This window comes from Burkholderia sp. Bp8991 (genome assembly GCF_003853795.1).
GTDB lineage: Bacteria > Pseudomonadota > Gammaproteobacteria > Burkholderiales > Burkholderiaceae > Burkholderia.
On record NZ_QTQJ01000011.1, the window covers coordinates 134,604 to 151,096 of the forward strand.

General features: G+C 67.7%; 19 protein-coding genes. 6 read left to right on the forward strand and 13 right to left on the reverse strand.

The window, feature by feature from the left end; genetic code table 11:
* Nucleotides 1–15 precede the first annotated feature (15 nt).
* The 9 genes from DIE02_RS15315 to DIE02_RS15355 all read right to left on the reverse strand — a co-directional run bounded on the left by DIE02_RS15315 (nt 16) and on the right by DIE02_RS15355 (nt 6,455).
* The gene (locus tag DIE02_RS15315) at nt 16–465 is read right to left on the reverse strand and encodes a heme-binding protein (protein ID WP_124529336.1); all 450 of its coding nucleotides are present in this window, start codon (nt 463–465) and stop codon (nt 16–18) included.
* 21 nt (nt 466–486) lie between these two features.
* Complete coding sequence (locus tag DIE02_RS15320; protein ID WP_124520933.1) at nt 487–1,431, reverse strand: catechol 2,3-dioxygenase; 945 nt, start codon at nt 1,429–1,431, stop codon at nt 487–489.
* Nucleotides 1,432–1,456: 25 nt separating this feature from the next.
* Entirely contained in the window at nt 1,457–1,813 is a 357-nt protein-coding gene (locus DIE02_RS15325) for a 2Fe-2S iron-sulfur cluster-binding protein (protein ID WP_124529338.1), read from the reverse strand.
* A 1-nt stretch (nt 1,814) separates the two neighbouring features.
* On the reverse strand, nt 1,815–2,879 hold the full coding sequence (locus tag DIE02_RS15330) for an NADH:ubiquinone reductase (Na(+)-transporting) subunit F (RefSeq protein WP_124520935.1): 1,065 nt from the start codon (nt 2,877–2,879) through the stop codon (nt 1,815–1,817).
* 25 nt (nt 2,880–2,904) lie between these two features.
* Complete coding sequence (locus tag DIE02_RS15335) at nt 2,905–3,261, reverse strand: phenol hydroxylase subunit P4 (protein ID WP_124529340.1); 357 nt, start codon at nt 3,259–3,261, stop codon at nt 2,905–2,907.
* Nucleotides 3,262–3,335: 74 nt separating this feature from the next.
* Complete coding sequence (locus DIE02_RS15340) at nt 3,336–4,886, reverse strand: aromatic/alkene/methane monooxygenase hydroxylase/oxygenase subunit alpha (RefSeq protein ID WP_124529342.1); 1,551 nt, start codon at nt 4,884–4,886, stop codon at nt 3,336–3,338.
* A 37-nt stretch (nt 4,887–4,923) separates the two neighbouring features.
* Entirely contained in the window at nt 4,924–5,193 is a 270-nt protein-coding gene (locus DIE02_RS15345; protein WP_044845465.1) for an MmoB/DmpM family protein, read from the reverse strand.
* 37 nt (nt 5,194–5,230) lie between these two features.
* A complete protein-coding gene (locus DIE02_RS15350; protein ID WP_044845466.1) occupies nt 5,231–6,226 on the reverse strand; it encodes a phenol hydroxylase in 996 nt (331 codons plus the stop codon).
* A 16-nt stretch (nt 6,227–6,242) separates the two neighbouring features.
* On the reverse strand, nt 6,243–6,455 hold the full coding sequence (locus DIE02_RS15355; RefSeq protein ID WP_311766337.1) for a phenol hydroxylase subunit: 213 nt from the start codon (nt 6,453–6,455) through the stop codon (nt 6,243–6,245).
* Here DIE02_RS15355 and DIE02_RS35525 point away from each other — a divergent pair.
* The 3 genes from DIE02_RS35525 to DIE02_RS15365 all read left to right on the forward strand — a co-directional run bounded on the left by DIE02_RS35525 (nt 6,454) and on the right by DIE02_RS15365 (nt 9,190).
* A complete protein-coding gene (locus DIE02_RS35525; protein ID WP_185702632.1) occupies nt 6,454–6,678 on the forward strand; it encodes a hypothetical protein in 225 nt (74 codons plus the stop codon). The two genes, DIE02_RS15355 and DIE02_RS35525, sit on opposite strands and share 2 nt — an antisense overlap.
* An 81-nt stretch (nt 6,679–6,759) precedes the next feature.
* The gene (locus DIE02_RS15360) at nt 6,760–8,448 is read left to right on the forward strand and encodes a sigma-54-dependent Fis family transcriptional regulator (RefSeq protein ID WP_124487102.1); all 1,689 of its coding nucleotides are present in this window, start codon (nt 6,760–6,762) and stop codon (nt 8,446–8,448) included.
* A 1-nt stretch (nt 8,449) separates the two neighbouring features.
* Nucleotides 8,450–9,190 (forward strand): GntR family transcriptional regulator, encoded by a 741-nt coding sequence (locus DIE02_RS15365; RefSeq protein WP_124529344.1) that lies wholly within the window; start codon nt 8,450–8,452, stop codon nt 9,188–9,190.
* 24 nt (nt 9,191–9,214) lie between these two features.
* Here the strand turns inward: DIE02_RS15365 and DIE02_RS15370 are convergent, their stop codons facing one another.
* Nucleotides 9,215–10,039, reverse strand: a complete 825-nt coding sequence (locus DIE02_RS15370; protein WP_124529346.1) for a phosphate/phosphite/phosphonate ABC transporter substrate-binding protein — start codon at nt 10,037–10,039, stop codon at nt 9,215–9,217.
* A 412-nt stretch (nt 10,040–10,451) separates the two neighbouring features.
* Between DIE02_RS15370 and DIE02_RS15375 the strand changes: the two genes are divergently transcribed.
* The gene (locus DIE02_RS15375) at nt 10,452–11,477 is read left to right on the forward strand and encodes a fatty acid desaturase (protein ID WP_124529410.1); all 1,026 of its coding nucleotides are present in this window, start codon (nt 10,452–10,454) and stop codon (nt 11,475–11,477) included.
* Between the two features lie 227 nt (nt 11,478–11,704).
* Nucleotides 11,705–12,907 (forward strand): benzoate/H(+) symporter BenE family transporter, encoded by a 1,203-nt coding sequence (locus DIE02_RS15380; RefSeq protein ID WP_124529348.1) that lies wholly within the window; start codon nt 11,705–11,707, stop codon nt 12,905–12,907.
* Between the two features lie 27 nt (nt 12,908–12,934).
* Here the strand turns inward: DIE02_RS15380 and DIE02_RS15385 are convergent, their stop codons facing one another.
* Nucleotides 12,935–13,822, reverse strand: coding sequence for an NAD(P)H-binding protein (locus DIE02_RS15385; protein ID WP_124529350.1), 888 nt, complete (start codon nt 13,820–13,822; stop codon nt 12,935–12,937).
* Between the two features lie 295 nt (nt 13,823–14,117).
* On the reverse strand, nt 14,118–15,023 hold the full coding sequence (locus tag DIE02_RS15390) for an AraC family transcriptional regulator (protein WP_124529352.1): 906 nt from the start codon (nt 15,021–15,023) through the stop codon (nt 14,118–14,120).
* Nucleotides 15,024–15,215: 192 nt separating this feature from the next.
* Between DIE02_RS15390 and DIE02_RS15395 the strand changes: the two genes are divergently transcribed.
* On the forward strand, nt 15,216–15,437 hold the full coding sequence (locus DIE02_RS15395) for a hypothetical protein (protein ID WP_260427290.1): 222 nt from the start codon (nt 15,216–15,218) through the stop codon (nt 15,435–15,437).
* A gap of 38 nt (nt 15,438–15,475) precedes the next feature.
* On the opposite strand, the gene DIE02_RS15400 is transcribed toward DIE02_RS15395, so the two are convergent.
* Nucleotides 15,476–16,429 (reverse strand): LysR family transcriptional regulator, encoded by a 954-nt coding sequence (locus tag DIE02_RS15400; RefSeq protein WP_124487108.1) that lies wholly within the window; start codon nt 16,427–16,429, stop codon nt 15,476–15,478.
* Nucleotides 16,430–16,493: the final 64 nt, after the last annotated feature.

Sequence of the window (16,493 nt, forward strand, 5' to 3'; positions counted from 1 at the left end):
GTCGCATGCCGCGCGTCACGACCCGCCAAGGCCGGCCGCATCGAGCCCCGCCTGCGCGCATTGCGCGTCCTGTGCCTCGCTGCCGCCCGACACGCCGATGCCGCCGATCAACGCACCGTCGTCGACGATCGGCAGCCCGCCGCCGAACGCGACGAAGCGTGGTCGCAGCACGAGGCCCTGCCGCACGGCGTCCGAGTGCGACGCCAGAGAGGCGTGCCACGCGCCGGTCGGCAAACCGAAGCTCGCGGCCGTGTACGCCTTGTCGATCGCGATGTCGATCGAATGCAGCGGCGCGCCGGGCATGCGCACGAACGCCGCGAGCAGCCCGGCCGCATCGACGACCGCGACGTTCACGCGCACGCCGAGCCGCCCGGCGGCCTCGGCCGCCGCCTGCGCGGCACGCGCGGCGGCAGGCCAGTCGATCGTGCGCAGCTCGACGCTGCGGGTCGTATCGTTTCGGTTCATTGCGCTGCGCTCCTTCGCGGGTCAGGTATAGACGGTCGTGAACGCTTCGTTCAGCTCGCCGGAGTGGAAGAAGATCCCGCGCCCGAGTTCCTCCTCGGTCCACGTGGTGACCGGGCGATCGGGTTGCGCGAGATAGCCGAGCCCCGCGAACGTCTCGTTGCGGTTGCCGCTCGGATCGAAGAAGTAGATCGTGGTGCCGCGCGTGATCCCGTGCCGCGTCGGCGCGACGTCGATCTTCACCTTGTTCTTCGCCATCACGTCGGCCGACTTCAGCACGTCGGCCCAGTCGTCGAGGAAGAACGCGATGTGATGCAGCCCGTTGCGCGGGCCGCCGACGAACGCGATGTCGTGCGGCGTCGTGCTGCGGAACATCCACGTCGCGGCCTGGATCGTGTTGCCCGGGCCGACCATCACCTGTTCCGCCAGGTGGAAGTCGAGACACTCGGCCATGAAGCGCGTGTTCTCCTCGACGCGGTTCACGCCGGCCTCCGGATTCAGCTCGCACATCAGCAGGCAGTGGTCGAGCCAGTGCACGGCCGAGCCCGGCACGTCGTCGGGCCACGGATCGGGGTTCAGCGAGCCGACCGCGGTGCCCACCAGCTCCTTCTTCGCGAACAGGCGCAGCTCGTGCCCGCTCGGCAGCAGGAACCGCAATTGACGCCCGACCGCCGGCAGCGCGCCTTCGGGCAGCATCTCGGTCGCGATTCCGTATGCTTCGATACGCTGCTGCAGCGCGTCCAGATCCGCGTCGTGCTCGACCTTGTACGCGGCATGCTTGAGCCCCGCCTGATCGGACGGCGACAGGATCAGCGAATACTTGTCCCATTCGTCCCAGCATTTCAGGTAGACGTTGCCTGCCGCGTCGCGCATCGTCTCCTGCATGCCGAGCACGCGCACGTAATGGCGCAGCGCCGCTTCCATGTCCATCACCTTCAGACTGACATGACCAATACGCATCACACCCATGATGTGTCTCCTCCTGGTTTCCTGATTACTTGTCGATCGCCGGCGCGCCTGCACGGGACGCGCCGCAGAAGAACGGCTTTTTCAACCGGCCGGCCACTTCGAGTTCGACGTCGCCGTCCGGCACGACGCGGCACGCCAGCGCATAGCCGTCGCTTTCCTCCTCCGCGCTCACGTGCGCTCGGCTGATCGGCCCGAGCTTGCGCACCGCGCCGCGCAGCACACGCACCTTGCAAACGCCACACCCACCGTTCAGGCAGCCGACCGGAATGCCGCGCCGGCCGAGCTTCGCCATGCCGGCCAGCAGCGACTCGCCGGACACGCACGCATAGCGCTCGTCGGTCTGCGCGATCCGGACCGTCCCGCATACGCGGCCCGCGTCCATGTCACACCCGCCGGAACAGCGGGCTGCGCGTCTGTTGCGCGTCCGCCGCCGAGATGAACTTCTCGTGATAGATGTCGCGCTCGAACAGGCGCCCCTGCATCAGCGTCGTGATGCACGCGTCGATCATCGCGGGCGGTCCGCACAGGTACGCCTGGTGCCCCGAGAAGTCGCCGTCGAAATGCGCCTTCGCGACGTCGTGCACGAACCCTTGCGCGACGTCGCCGCCGGCATCCGGCGCGCCTTCGGACAGCGCCGGCACATACGTGAAGTTCGGATGGCGTTCGGCGAGCGCGCGGAATTCGTCGTGGTAGTACAGCTCCTTCGCGTTGCGCTGGCCGTAGACCAGCGTGATCGGCGCGGTCACGCCGCTCGCGAGCAGATCGGCGATCATCGAGCGCGGGCTCGACAGCCCCGATCCGCCCGCCATGAAGATCATCGGCCGCGCGGCGGAGCGGCGCACGAAGAAGCGGCCGTACGGACCCGACAGCCGCACGCGGTCACCCGTCGCGAGCTGCTCGTGCAGATAGCCGGTGCCGAGCCCGCCCGGCACCTGCCGCACGTTCAGCTCGATCTCGCCGGTGGCCGCGACGTCGGCCGGCGCGTTCGCGATCGAGAACGCACGGCTCTGCCCGAGGCCGGGAATCTCGAGCTGCACGTACTGGCCCGCCTGGAAATGGATCGGCTGCGACAGCTTCAGGCGGATCGACTTGATGGTCGGCGTGAGCTGCTCGATGCGCGTGACGTCGGCCGCGAAGTCCTTGACCGGGATGATCTCCGCGTCGGGCTCCTCGTCGACGTCGGCCTCGATCACGGTGTCGGCCTGCAACGTCGCGCAGCACGCGAGCGCCTTGCCTTCCTCGCGCTCGAAATCCATCAGCGCGAACGGGTTCGCGTCGCCGAGATCGGTTTCGCCGTCGAGCACGGCGACCTTGCAGGTGCCGCACAGGCCGTGACAGCACGCGTGCGGAATGTAGATGCCCTGGCGCAGCGCGGCGTCGAGCATCGTCTGTCCTTCCTCGACCTCGATCGTCACGCCCAGTGGCTCGATGGTAAGTTGATGGCTCATGGTGGTTCGCTCGTCCGCGTGGCGGTCAGAAGCTCGCGCCGCCGAGGCCGTCGAGGCCCGGCGTGCGGAAGCTGATCAAGTCCTTGTGCCCGAGGCCGTTGTCGGCCAGGCTCTTCGCTGCGTCGGGCGTCCACGGCTCGCCGGAGCGAAACCACGCGACGCGATCCCAGTCGATCTTCGCGAAGTCGGGGTGATAGCCATAGATGGGCGGCAGCACCTTGTCGGCCAACGCGCCGAACGGCAGGTCGGGCGGCAGCGGCAGGCAGAACGGCGCCGGGAACATCAGGTGGTCTTCCCAGCACACGTAGAGCAGCGGCGCCGGAAACTTCCCGACGGCATCCTTGATCGGGAAGTCGTAGGGTTTGAGCGCGATGACGGCCATGTTTGTCTCCTGTCGGCCCGCGTTCGCGCCGTGGCGCGCGCGGGTCCTGTTCAAGGTTGCGTATCGATTGCGGGTCAGTTGCGGGTGGCCTGGCCACGCCAGGCCGCGAAGTTCTTCTGGTCTTCCGAGCCGTCGAAATCGAGGTTGTCGCGGCCCATCTGCACTTCGTAGTAGTCGAGCACCGCGGCGAGCGGATCGAAGCCTTCCGCGCTCGGGTCGGCATCGGGCGGGAAGCAGTTGCCCTGATAGATCTGGTGCACCGGCAGCCACGCCTGCACGTATTTCTGCGGCTCGTGGTCGAAGATTTCCTTGCAGTGATCGCTGCAGAAATGGAACTTGTTGCCGAGATAGTTCGACTCGCGCGCGCCGATCTTCTTCGGGTTGCCGGGCTCGGTGAACAGCATCGGGATCTGGCAGGTCTGGCACAGCATCGGCAGCGTCTTCATGTAGAAGCGGTTGCCGGCTTTCGCCTGCTCGCCCCAGTAGTCGAAACGCGGGCGGTAATAGCGGTCGAACGAATCGGGATACTTCGCGGACAGCCACGTCATCTCGTCTTCGGTCGGCACCCAGGTGTGGAACGCGGAGGCCGCGTTGAAGCCGTAGAACGTCGACCACGCCTGGTGGCTGATGTGGTCCTTGCCTTCGCACGCGTCCTGCCAGCCCTTCGGCTCGCGAATCCCGTAGCGCGCGAGATCCTTGAACAGCGCGCCGCCGTTCTGCTCCGCGTACATCTCCCACGATTCGCGCCAGCTCATCACGCGCTTCGGCTGCATGTAGTCCATCATCATCGCGACCAGCGTGAGCAGCCGGTAGCCGCGCCAGAACCACTTGTCGATCCAGCGCTGCACGATCGGCACGTTGTCCGGGTCCTGTTCGAGCAGGAACTTGATGCACTCGATGCCGAGCGTCATGTGACGCGATTCGTCCGACTGCGCGGAGAAGCCGAACGTGACGGTCGACATGTCGCCGTTGTACGCGGCGCCCGACATGAACGGCACGAACAGCAGGTTCGTCAGCACGTATTCGAACGAGAAGCTGACCGCGGTCAGGAACTCGAACGGGCCCGACGAATACGCATCCTCGAAGAACGACTTCGGCACCGACAGATACCAGACGCGATCGAACCAGTGGTTCGAGTGATGGAAACCGTTGAAGAACTTGTTGTACGTCGACATCGCGTGCGTTTCGGTCTGGTAGTGCCGCAGCTCGTCGATCGACTGCATCTGGCACGCGATGCGCGCGCCCTCGCCGGTGAAGTGCCGGCCGACGTGCGCGAAGCCGCGGTGCGCGAGATATTCGAGCGGCGTCACACCCTGGATGAACAGCTTCAGCGCATTGATGTAGCGGGCGTCGGTCACGCCGAGGAACGCGTTGTTCTGCGTGAACGCGTCGATCACCGCGTACAGCTTCTTCTCCTTCTCGCCCTGGTATTTCCAGTACGCATCCATCGTCAGGCGGAACGGGTCGACCCACTTGTCCCAGTCGTGGATCTTGATGCCTTCATAGCGGTCGTACGGGAAGACCTTCTCCATCGGCTGGTAGGTCGTCTCCCAGCCGAGGCCGCGCGTCATTGCCGCGTAGCGGTCCTTCAGGCCGAGCTTTTTCTTGAGCGTTGGCGTGTCCATGCGTGTCTCCGTGTTGTCGGTGCGCGTAGCGCGGCGTTCAGTGCGACCAGCTCAGCGTGAACTGGTCGTCGTCCTCGTCGATGTGGCCGGACAGCGTGATCAGGTTCACCTGCAGCTGCTGCAGGTCGAAGCGCGTGCCGGTCAGCTCCTCGATCGTGTCGCGGCGGATCGTCAGCCGGTCCGGCGCGTCGATCTTGACCATGCCGGGCGACTCGACCACCACCGCGCGCGGGTTGTCGGCGACGATCGCGTCGACGATCGGTCTGGAGTCCTCATTGGCCTGAAAGGCGATGAATACGTTGGACATGCTGGTTATCCTTGGGATGTGAAGTGAATGCCCGTCGTCAGAGCGCGATGCCGAGCTTCGCGACGCGCGCGTGGAACTGCTCGCGCACTTCGTCGAGCGCGGCCTGGCCGGCGTCCTGCAGCGCGCGTGCGGCGACCGGCGCGAGCGCCGCGTCGGCCCGGGCCGACCAGTCGCGGGTCCAGCGGGCGAGCAGCGCACGGTTGTCGTCGGATTCGGCGGCCATCGTCTTTACGACCGCGTCGATCCAGCGGTTCGATTCGGCGTGCCATTCGGGCATGAACGCAGTCAGCATCGCGACCGCCGAGCCGCCCGCGAGCGCGATCCGTTCGTCGACGAAACGGTCGTAGACGAGCGGATACAGCAGGCCGTCGAGCGCGAGGTTCTGCGCGACGAACAGCTCGACCGGGTCGGCCACGACCAGCGTGTCCTCGACGTAGCGGCGCAGCGGCTGCCAGGCGGCGTCGTTCGTCCAGGCCGCCTTGGCCGCGTCGAGCACGTCGGGCTCGGCCATCGCGAGCGCGAGGCGCGTCAGGTACTGCGCGACGCCGAGGTTGTCCATCGCATGGAACATCGCGGGCGCCGTGAACGCGGTGCCGTAGCCGAGCGCGCAGATCTGCGCGTTGTTCATGTTCGCGCCCCACGCGACGTGGCGCAGCGGCACCAGCACGTCGAGCGCGTGCGCGGCCACGTCGTCGCGCATCAGGCCGATCATCCGGCGCGACTCGACGAACTCGAAGTTCGACTCCATAGCGTCCTGCTGGCGCGCCCGCGTGGTCGCCCACGACGCGTAGTAGAACTGGCGCGGATCCTTCAGCGCGTACCAGCTCGCCATCCGGATCGCCGAACGCGACGGATCGAAGATCTCGTGGTCCGGATCCCAGGTCGGCCGGTAATGGAAGTTCGCCTGGGGCTGCGCGCCCATCATGCCTTCCTGGTAACGCGTCGCCGTCTTGTCGCCGCCGATGTGCTGCGCGACGTGCGCGAAGGTGTGCCGGAGCGGCTTGATGTCGACTGTCTTCAGCTCGATGGTCACTTCTTGCTCCTCAATGTCATGGGTTCGCTTCGACGTCGAGCCGCGTGACCTGCTGTTCGCGGCAGAACGCATCGAAGGCGGCAGGAGGCAACGTCAGCTCGACGCACAGCTCCGGCGCACCGCCGATCGACAGCTCGAATTCGACGAAGCCGCGCACGTTCGTGCCCGTCACGCGGACGCACTTGCGGCCGGGATCGAGCGGGGAAAGATCGGTCGGATGCTGATTCATGATCGGTGTCGCCTCCATGCCGGACTTCAATGCAGCATCCGTGCCACGTTCGGATCGACCTTCAAAAAATCTCGATAATTCAGGGAAAGCCCTGACGCAAAGTTCGAATTCGCGATCCACAATGGCGGTTAACCAGAACGGCAAACGCACGCCGGCGACCCTGCCGGAACTTATATCCGGCGGCCTTTTTCATCATTTGAGCAACTCGGTCGAGCGCATTTGATGAAATGATCAAATCGATCCGCTCACCGCGGCGCTGCTGGCGAGAACTTTGAAAATCACGAGAAATCTCGACGGAGGAGACATGACGCGGCCCAGCCTGCCCCCTTTGCCGCCGGACACCGACCTGCGCAAGCTGATCCATTTTTCGGCGAGCGACGGTCGCATCTGGCTGGCCGGACAGCGGATGGTGCTGCTGCATGCCGGCGCGCTGGCGACGCTGCGCCAGGAACTGATGGAAAGCGTCGGCCCCGCGCAGACGCGGCGTTTCTTCACGCGGGTCGGCTTCGCGGCCGGCGAACGCGACGCCGCGCTCGCGCGCGAGATCCGCAGCGGCGCATCGCTGTTCGACATGTTCCACGTCGGCCCGCAACTGCACATGCTCGAAGGCGCGGTGCAGGTCACGCCGTTGCGTTTCGAAGCCGATCCCGCGACCGGCGCGTTCTACTGCGAATACCGCTGGGAACATTCATGGGAAGCCGACGTGCACCGCCGCACGTTCGGGCCGCAGCCCGAACCGGTGTGCTGGATGTTGATCGGTTATGCGACCGGCTATACCAGCGCGTTCATCGGCCGCACGATCCTGTTCAAGGAAACGGGCTGTGTCGGCATGAACGACCCGCACTGCACGATCGTCGGCAAGCCGGCCGACGAATGGCCCGACGCGGAGGAAATCACGTCGTGGTTCAAGGCCGACTCGCTGATCAACACGATCCGCGACCTGCAGACCGAAGTCGAATCGCTGCGCCTCGAGATGACGCCCGACGACGGCCGCACGCGGCTCGTCGGGCGCTCCGACGCATTTCGCGCGGCCTACGCGCTGCTGGAGACGGCCGCGCCGACCAAGGTCGCCGTGCTGCTCACCGGCGAGACGGGCGTCGGCAAGGAACGCTTCGCGCGTGCGCTGCACGGCCTCAGCCCGCGCGCGGCGAAGCCGTTCGTCGCGATCAACTGCGCGGCGATTCCGCATGCGCTGATCGAGTCGGAACTGTTCGGTGCGGAGAAAGGCGCATTTACGGGCTCGCAAACCGCGCGCGCCGGGCGCTTCGAGCGCGCGGACGGCGGCACGTTGTTTCTCGACGAGATCGGCGAGCTGCCGCTCGACGTGCAGGCGAAGCTGCTGCGCGTGCTCCAGGAGGGCGAGGTCGAGCGGCTCGGCGCGACCGACGGCCGGAAGGTGGACGTGCGCGTCGTCGCGGCGACCAACCGCGATCTCGAACAGGCCGTGCGCGACGGCACTTTTCGCGCGGATCTCTACTACCGGATCAACGTTTATCCGGTGCTGATTCCGCCACTGCGCGACCGGCAGGACGACATCGCACCGCTCGCCGACGCGATGCTCGACCGCTTCGCGGCGCTGCACGGCAAGCCGACGCCCACGCTGACCGATTACGCGTACGACGCGCTGCGCGGCTATCGCTGGCCCGGCAACGTGCGCGAGCTCGAGAACCTGATCGAGCGCGCGGTGATCCTGTCGCGGCCGAACCGTCCGGTCGACGCGAAGGACCTGTTCCCCGGCGTCGGCTCACCCGGCGGCGCGACGGTCGACCGGGCCGGGCAGATCCGGCCGGCGGCCGCGATGTCGATCGACTGCGGGTCGATCCTCGACCAGTTGCAAGGCGGCGGCGGGCTCGACGGCCTCGAGCGGGCGCTGCTGCATGAAGCCGTCGACCGCGCGAACGGCAACCTGTCGGCCGCCGCACGCCTGCTCGGCCTGACCCGCGCGCAGCTCAGCTATCGGCTCAACCGCAGACAGGACCAGGAGGACGCGTGACATGAACAGCATCCTGCCCGCCGATCCGTTCGACGATCCGCCGCCGGCGCTCGAACCGGCCGCCGACGATGCCGCCGAACCGCACGCCCGCACGCTCAGCGAGCACGCGTATCACCAGCTCCGGCAACACATCATCGAAGGGCATTACCCGCCCGGCGCGAAGCTGCGCGTCGAGCATCTGAAGGACGTGTACGGCGTCGGCGCGGGCACGCTGCGCGAGGCGCTCACGCGGCTCGTCAGCGATGCGCTGGTCGTCGCCGAAGGGCAGCGCGGGTTTCGCGTGACGCCGATGTCGGTCGACGATCTGGAAGCGATCACGCGCCTGCGCATTCATATCGAGGTCGATGCGCTGCGCGACTCCGTGCGGCATGGCGACGATGCCTGGGCGCAGCGTGTTCGGCAGAGCTTCGAGCAGTTGTCGGCCTGGGAGCAGCCGGTGTCGATCGAGCACCGCGCCGCATGGGAAGCGTGCAACCGGCGCTTTCACGAAGCGCTGATCTCGGCGGCCGCGACGCCGTGGACTTATCTGATCCTGCGCATGCTGTCGCAGCAAAGCGAGCGCTACCGGCGCGTGTGCATCGGGCTCGGCGATTCGAAGCGCGACGTGCATGCGGAACACACGTGCCTGTTCGAGGCCGCGATGCGCCGCGCCGATGCGCGCGCCGCGCTCGCGCTCGAAGACCATATCGGCACGACGCTCGCGGTGGTGCGCAACGCGCCGCCCGGCACGTTGCCGTTCTAGCGCACCGCCGCGCGGACGACGCGATCACGCCAGCTCGGGATACCCGTGCGCGGCCGCGTCCCGCGCGAACTCGGCAATCGTGTCGTACGCGCCCGGCGGCAGGCGCTCGAATCCCTTCAGCCGCAGTGCGTTCGCCCGCGCCGGATCGAGCGCGACCGCGTGATCGAGCGCATCCTGCAACGCCTCCACGAGCCGCCCTTCCAGCGCTTTCGACGCGATCAACGGCAACCCCGGCGCCGACGCCGTCATGCCGATGATCCGGATCTCTTTCAACAATTCGGGCAGCGCGTCACGCACGTACGCGAAGGTCACGCAATCGATCGCCGCGCAATCGGCAACGCCTGCGGCCAGCGCGCGCAGCACGTTCAGGTGCGAGCCGAACGGCACGACCGAACCGAAGAAACGTCCGTCATGCGCATGCGGCGCGACCGCGTGCCGGAATGCGTTCATCCCGCTATGCGAATCCGCACCGTTGAAGGCGGCTCGCAATCCGCGACACGCAGCCAGCGTCGTCGCGCCGCCCGCATGCACGCGCGCCGACGCGACCAGCACGCTGCTGTAGCGCGCGCCGTCGCAGCCAGGGGCATCGAAGGCCGGTGCCGCGATCAGGTGCGCGGTATCGCGCAATCCGAGCATCCGGTACGGATAACCGCACGTCTGCGACAACAGCAGGTCGTTGCGGCGCCACAGCGCGTGCAGATCCCCGAACGGCTCGTCGAGCAACGCGACGCCGGCCGGCCCGCCGGCGCGCGCGAACGCATCGAGCGCGTCATGCAGCAGCGCGCGCCACAGCGCGGCGTGGCGCGGCGTCACGTTGTACATCGGCAGTCCGGCGATCCATTGGCTCATGCGGGCATTCTACGCATTGGCGGCGCCCTGGAGAAAGCCCGTCCGCCCGGGCGTCGCCGGGGTCCGGCACGCGGCACGCGGCACGCGGCACGCGGCACGCGGCACGCGGCACGCGGCCGGGGCCGCGGCCGGGGCCGGGGCCGGGGCCGGGGCCGGGGCCGGGGCCGGGGCCGGCAATGCTTATCGGCCGCGCAGCGATAAGCAAATCCGAATTGCTTGGTTGGCCTGACTACGCGGCCCGGTTAGCGTTCCAGTGTCGCGACGCCGTCGCATGCCGCTTCAGCGGCTGAGCGCGAGCCGCGCCGCCTATCGGCCAACCGCATCGCAGCCCGCACCGGCGCGATCGTCCGCTACCGGTTATCCGTATATCGCCCGCTTCACCGGCTTCACCCGCTTCATCCGCCCCAGCACCATGGCCGAATACTTCGACGTCGACCACGCGCGCGCGATCGCCGCGCTCCACGCCCGCTTCACTGCCCGTACCGAGTGGCCGACCTGGCTGCTGGTCGTCGCGATCTACGGCGGCTGGCTCGCCGTGCTGCTGCTCGTGCGTGCCGAGCGCCTGTCGCTCGCGGCCGCGACGCCGCCGCTGATCCTGCTCGGCGCGTGGCACATGTCGCTGCAGCACGAGCTGCTGCACGGCCATCCGACGCGCTCCGCATTCGTGAACCGGCTGCTCGGCTATCCGCCGCTGACGATCTGGTACCCGTACACGCTCTATCGCGACACGCACCTCGACCATCACCGCGACGAGGACCTGACCGTGCCGGGCGTCGACCCGGAAACGAACTACGTGTCGCGCGAGCAGTGGGCGCGTCTGCCGCGCTGGCGTCGCGCACTGACAGTTGCGCGCACCACCTTCGTCGGGCGTCTCGTGTTCGGGCCGCCGACGAGCATCGCCGCGATGTTCGCCGACGCGTTCGCCGCGTTCCGGCGCGGCGACTTCCGCTATCTGCCGATGTGGGCGACGCACGCCGCCTGCGTGGCCGCGCTGCTCGCCTGGCTGCAGTGGTCGATCGGCGTGCCGTGGTGGTACTACCTGCTGGCGGTCACGTGGCCCGCGCTGTCGCTCGCGATGATCCGTTCGCTGTTCGAGCACCGCGCCGCACGGCATCCGAAGGCGCGCATCGCGATCAACGAGGCCGGTTTCGCGATGCGGCTGCTGTACCTGAACAACAACTACCACCTCGTGCATCACGACCTGCCGAGGCTGCCGTGGTACGACCTGCCGCGCGCGTACCGGATGCGGCGCGACGCCTATGCGGAGAAATGCGGCGGCTTCGTGATCCGCGGCGGGTATCGCGAACTGCTGGCGCGCCATGCGTGGACGCCCACCGACACGCCCGTGCACCCGTTCGACCAGGGCACGGCGTCGCTGTCGACGGGCGGCGGTGCGAGGGTCGCCGCGGTCGACGGGTATCTTCAGATCAGTACGTAACGCGCGAGCGGGGCCGCGCTTCGCCGTGAAGCCGCCCGATCCGACGACGCGACGACGCGCGCCGGGCCGCCCCGGCGCGCACTCATTACAAAAAGCCGACAACGCCGAGCTTCATCGGCGAATTGCCAATTCCACCGGCAATGTCCAGAATGACGGCTCGTCCGGGGTTCCAACAATCATTCGCCCTGGCTCAGCCTCCCGGCCGCGCGCCGCACTCCCCTACGACGATGCAACCGAACACCTCGCCGGGCGCGATCCGCTCGATCGGCAACGACTGGTCCGTCTCCGCGGTCACCGCGGGCTTTCTCGCGGTGCTGATTTCCTACGCGGGCCCGCTCGCGATCTTCTTCCAGGCGTCGCAGGCTGCGCATGCGTCCAACGAGATGGTGGCTTCGTGGGTCTGGGCGATCTCGATCGGCGCGGGCCTGTCGGGGCTGTTCGCGAGCTGGAAACTGAAGGTGCCGGTCGTGACCGCATGGTCGGCGCCCGGCACCGCGCTGCTCGTCGGCCTCTTTCCGCAACTGACGCTGAACCAGGCCGTCGGCGCGTACATCACGGCCGCGCTGATCATCCTCGTGATCGGCATCACCGGCTATTTCGACCGGCTCGTGCGCCATATTCCGCGCGGCATCGCGTGCGGGATGATGGCCGGCATCCTGCTGCCGTTCGGCATGCGCGCGTTCTCCGCCGCGACCGCGCAGCCGGTGCTCGGGTTCGGGATGATCGCCGCGTACGTGATCTTCAAGCGCCTGCTGCCGCGCTACAGCATCGTGCTCGTGCTGCTGACGGGCGCCGCGCTCGCGACGCTGCTCGGGATGGCGCATCTCGGCAACGTGTCGCCGAGCATCGCGCGGCCGGTCTTCATCGCCCCCGAATGGACGCTCGGCACGACGCTCAGCCTCGCGCTGCCGCTCGTCGTCGTCAGTCTCACCGGCCAGTTCCTGCCGGGGATGACGATCCTGCGCGTGTCGGGCTACCACACGAGCGCGCGGCCGATCATCACGGCGACCAGCGTGATGTCGCTCGCGGTCGCGTGCTTCGGCGGGATCACGATCGTGGTCGCGGCGATCACCGCGGCGCTATGCACCGGCAAGGACGCGCACGAGGATCCGGACCGGCGTTATATCGCGGGCATCGCGAACGGCGTGATCTACCTGATCGGCGGGCTCTTTGCCGGCACCATCGTCACGCTGTTCTTCGCGCTGCCGAAGGCGTTCGTCGCGATCCTCGCGGGGCTCGCGCTGATCGGTGCGATCGGCGCGAACGTGCACGGGATCTTCGAGGATGAGGCGCATCGCGAAGCATCGGTGATCACGTTCCTCGCGACCGCTTCGGGGATGACGTGGCTCGGGCTCGGATCGGCGTTCTGGGGGATCGTGATCGGGTCGGTCGCGTATGCGGTGTCCGGCAGGGCGCGGCGGCAGGCGTAACGCGCATCCTTTCTGCCGCCACCCCGCTCACCGCGCGTGCGCGCGCACCAGGGTCGCGAGCGCGTCCGCCAGTGTCGTCGTGCCATACACCCGCTCCGACACGCCGGCCTCGACATCGATCTGTCCTGCGTTATGCACGTCGTACAGATCGACGATCAATTGCGCATGCCGTTCGCTGAGCCCTGCGCGCAACAGCGTCGCGGTCCATGCATCGCGCGGCAGTTCGCGCGCGACGATCTCGTGGTCAGCCGCCGCGCCGAGCGTATCCGCGATGTCCCGCACGCTCACACGCTGCGGCCCCTCGATGCTGACGATACGCGGCCCGTTGCCGGATTCGACGGCATCGAGCAGCAACCGCGCCGCCGCGACACCCACATCGGGCGCCCAGACCGTCGGAAACACCTTGTCGACCGGATGGTGAAAGCTCGGCAGCACACCGGTTGCGAGCGCGACGGGCAACACGCGCGTCCAGTTCTGCAGGTGCTCGGCCGAGCGCAGCAGCGTGAGCCGCGTCGGAACCGTCTTCACCGCTTCTTCCAGACGATGAAAGAGCCGCGTGATGCCCGTGTTGCCCTCACGCTCCGCACCGTAGTCCGACAACGCGAGCAGCGCCGGCGGCGGATTCGCGGCGAGTGCGCCGGTCACGATGTCGATCGTCCGCTCCATCGTCGCGGCCGGATCGCTGTCGGCGACGGGCACCGGACACAGCATCTGCACGGCTTGCGCGCCGTCGATCGCCATGGCGATCGCACGTGCGTCCGTCAGGTCGGCGATCGCCACTTCGCAGCCGAGTTGCGCGAAGCGTTCGCGATGGCGTGCGTCGCGCAGCACCGCGCGCACGGGATGGCCTGCGTGGCGCAGGGTCGTCACGGTCGACAAGCCGACGTTGCCTGATGCTCCGAAAATCACGAACACGATCCGCTCCTGGGGGATGAAGGTGATGTGATTGTCGGTGCGCATCGCCAACGTGACGCGCACGGACGGATGACGCGAGCAGGAATGGATGACCGATCAGGCGGTTGCCGAGTTTTTCCGCTGCGTGGCCGCACCCGGCAATTGTCCAGCAGGTTGTTGGACGATTGCCGGGGAGCCTAACCAGATTTCGCTGACCAAACTGCAGCATCGGGAACAATACATTGCCTACGCACGACGGATAGTGGACTCGCCCATCGTCGGCCCGCGCGGAGCACCAGTCCCGTGCGGCAGCCGATCAACGGTCCTCGCCGTCATAAGCGAGCCTCAGCCCACCCCGCGCCCCTGACCGCGCGATCTCCGTCGGCGTCGCGCCCAGCACGCGATTCATCCAGTTCGCCATGTGGCTCTGATGCGCAAACCCGGCTTCGAGCGCGATCTGGCTGATGCTGAGCCGGCCTTCGAGCAGCAACGCCTTCGCACGCTCGACCCGGCGCCGCACCACGTACTGATGCACCGGCATCCCGAGCGTCTCGCGAAACAGCACCTTGAAATGCGGCACGCTGATCGACACGAGCGCCGCGAGTTCGGCGAGCGTCATGCGCCGCTCGAGATTCGCCTCGACATAGTCGATCACGCGGGCCGCCGCCTTCGGCGCAAGCGTACGCCGGCGCTCGCGGAACACCGGCTGGCTGTCGACCAGCCGCGCGACGAGCGCCGTGCACAGGCTCTCCGCATAGAGCGGGTCCGACGCGTCTTCCGCCTCGAGTTCGGCGGCCATCGCCCACGCGATGTGCTGCAGGCGCGGATCGCGCACCTGCAGCCGCCGGCGGATCTGCGCCTGCGATGGCTTCAGCTCGAGTTGCTCGAACGTGCGCCGCACGAACGTGTCGCTGAGCGCGATGTGCAGGATCCGGCAGTCGGCGCTGTCGGTCCACCGGCCCGGCAGGCCGGCGGGAATCACGTCGACGTCGCCGTGCGCCTGGATGCGCGACACGCGTTCGCCGTCGCACACGCAATCCGCGCGCACGGGTGAACCGATATGCACGCCGATGCGGTGATGCTCGGCGGCCGGAATCCGGTACGTGCCCGCGCGAATCTCCAGCAGCGACGCGCCGAAGCCGCGCCAGCCAAGCCCGCGGCTGGAGCGCAGGCTGACCGGCACGCCGTTGTCGGTCGGCGCGGCAAGAATCGGATCGCTCATGGTTCCCCTCCACCAGATCGGGTGTCGAACGCGCATTGTGACGCTTTTCCGCGGTGCTTGCCGGGCCTGAACGCCCGTTCCCGCAGCGCGCGGAAAAAGATCATCCGTTTCTGCTCCAGCCGATCCGTGCCTGCGCGCCAGCAAGCGCCGACACGCCTACGATCGCCTCATCCGACACCTACGGAGCCCGTCATGCCCGATTGCCGCCCGTTTCGCGCGACGTTCGCCGCGCCGCCGCCGTCCGGGGCCACCCGCGTTGCTTCCCGCCGCGCTTCCCGCGCTGTTTCCCGTCCTCGTTCCGGCAGTATCCGCGCGACACTCGCCGAACGCTGCCTGCGCATGATCGGCTGGTACCGGCTCGAGCGGCTGCTCGCGTCGATTCCCGACAGCAACGACGACTTCGGGATCGTTTAACCGCCGCGACACAGGGCATACGCGCCGCCCGCGTCGGCCTACTTGCGCCGCCGCTCGTGCGGCGCGACGGTCGCGCCGTCGATCACCGGCGCGCCCTGCTTGATCAGGAAATCGCGAAACAGCCCCGTCACCTGCGAGATCCGCCGGTCGGCGAGCGTGACCACATACCATTCGCGCTCGATCGGGTTGCCCGGAAACGGCAACTGCCCGAGCAGCCCGGTGCGCAACTCGAGTGCACACGCGTGCAACGACAGGAACGCGACGCCGAGCCCCGCTTCGGCCATCTGCTTGATCGCCTCGTTGCTCGACAGCTCGGAGCCCACGTGGAAGCGGTAGCCGGCCGTCTTGAACAGGCTCTCGACCGTGGAACGCGTGCCCGCGCCGCGTTCGCGCACGAGCAGGTGCGCGGATTCGAGATCCTTCAGCGCGACGCGCTTGCGCTGCATCAGCGGATGGCCGGGCGCCGCGACGAACACCATCGGATGCTTCGCGAACTCGACCGCGTGCGTGCGCAGCTCCTTCGGCGCGCTGCCCATCACCGCGAGATCGATTTCATGCGTCGCGAGCATGCGGATGATGTCGTCGCGATTGCCGACCTTGAAATAGGTCTTCACGTGCGGCCGCGTCGCGGTGAATTTCACGAGCAGCGGCGGGATCAGGTACTCGGCCGTCGTGATCGCGCCGATCCGCAGCGTGCCGCCGAGATCGCCCGTCAGCGCGGCCACTTCGTCGCCGGCCTCGCTCCACAGATGCAGGATCTCGCGCGCATAGCGCGACACGATTTCACCGGCGGCGGTCAGCTGCACGCCGCGCCCCACCCGCTGCAGCAGCGCGGCGCCCACCGCCTCCTCGAGCAGGCGCACCTGCAGCGACACGGCCGGCTGCGTCAGGTTCAACTCCTCGGCCGCGCGCGACACGCTGCCGAGGCGCGCGATCATGTCCAGCGCCTTCAGCTGCCGGAACGTCGCGGTCTTTCCTATAAGTGAATACATATGAGTCGCTTATAAACATTAAATTGTTCGCGTAGGTTCAAAACTATATCGTCGGTTCTTGAGC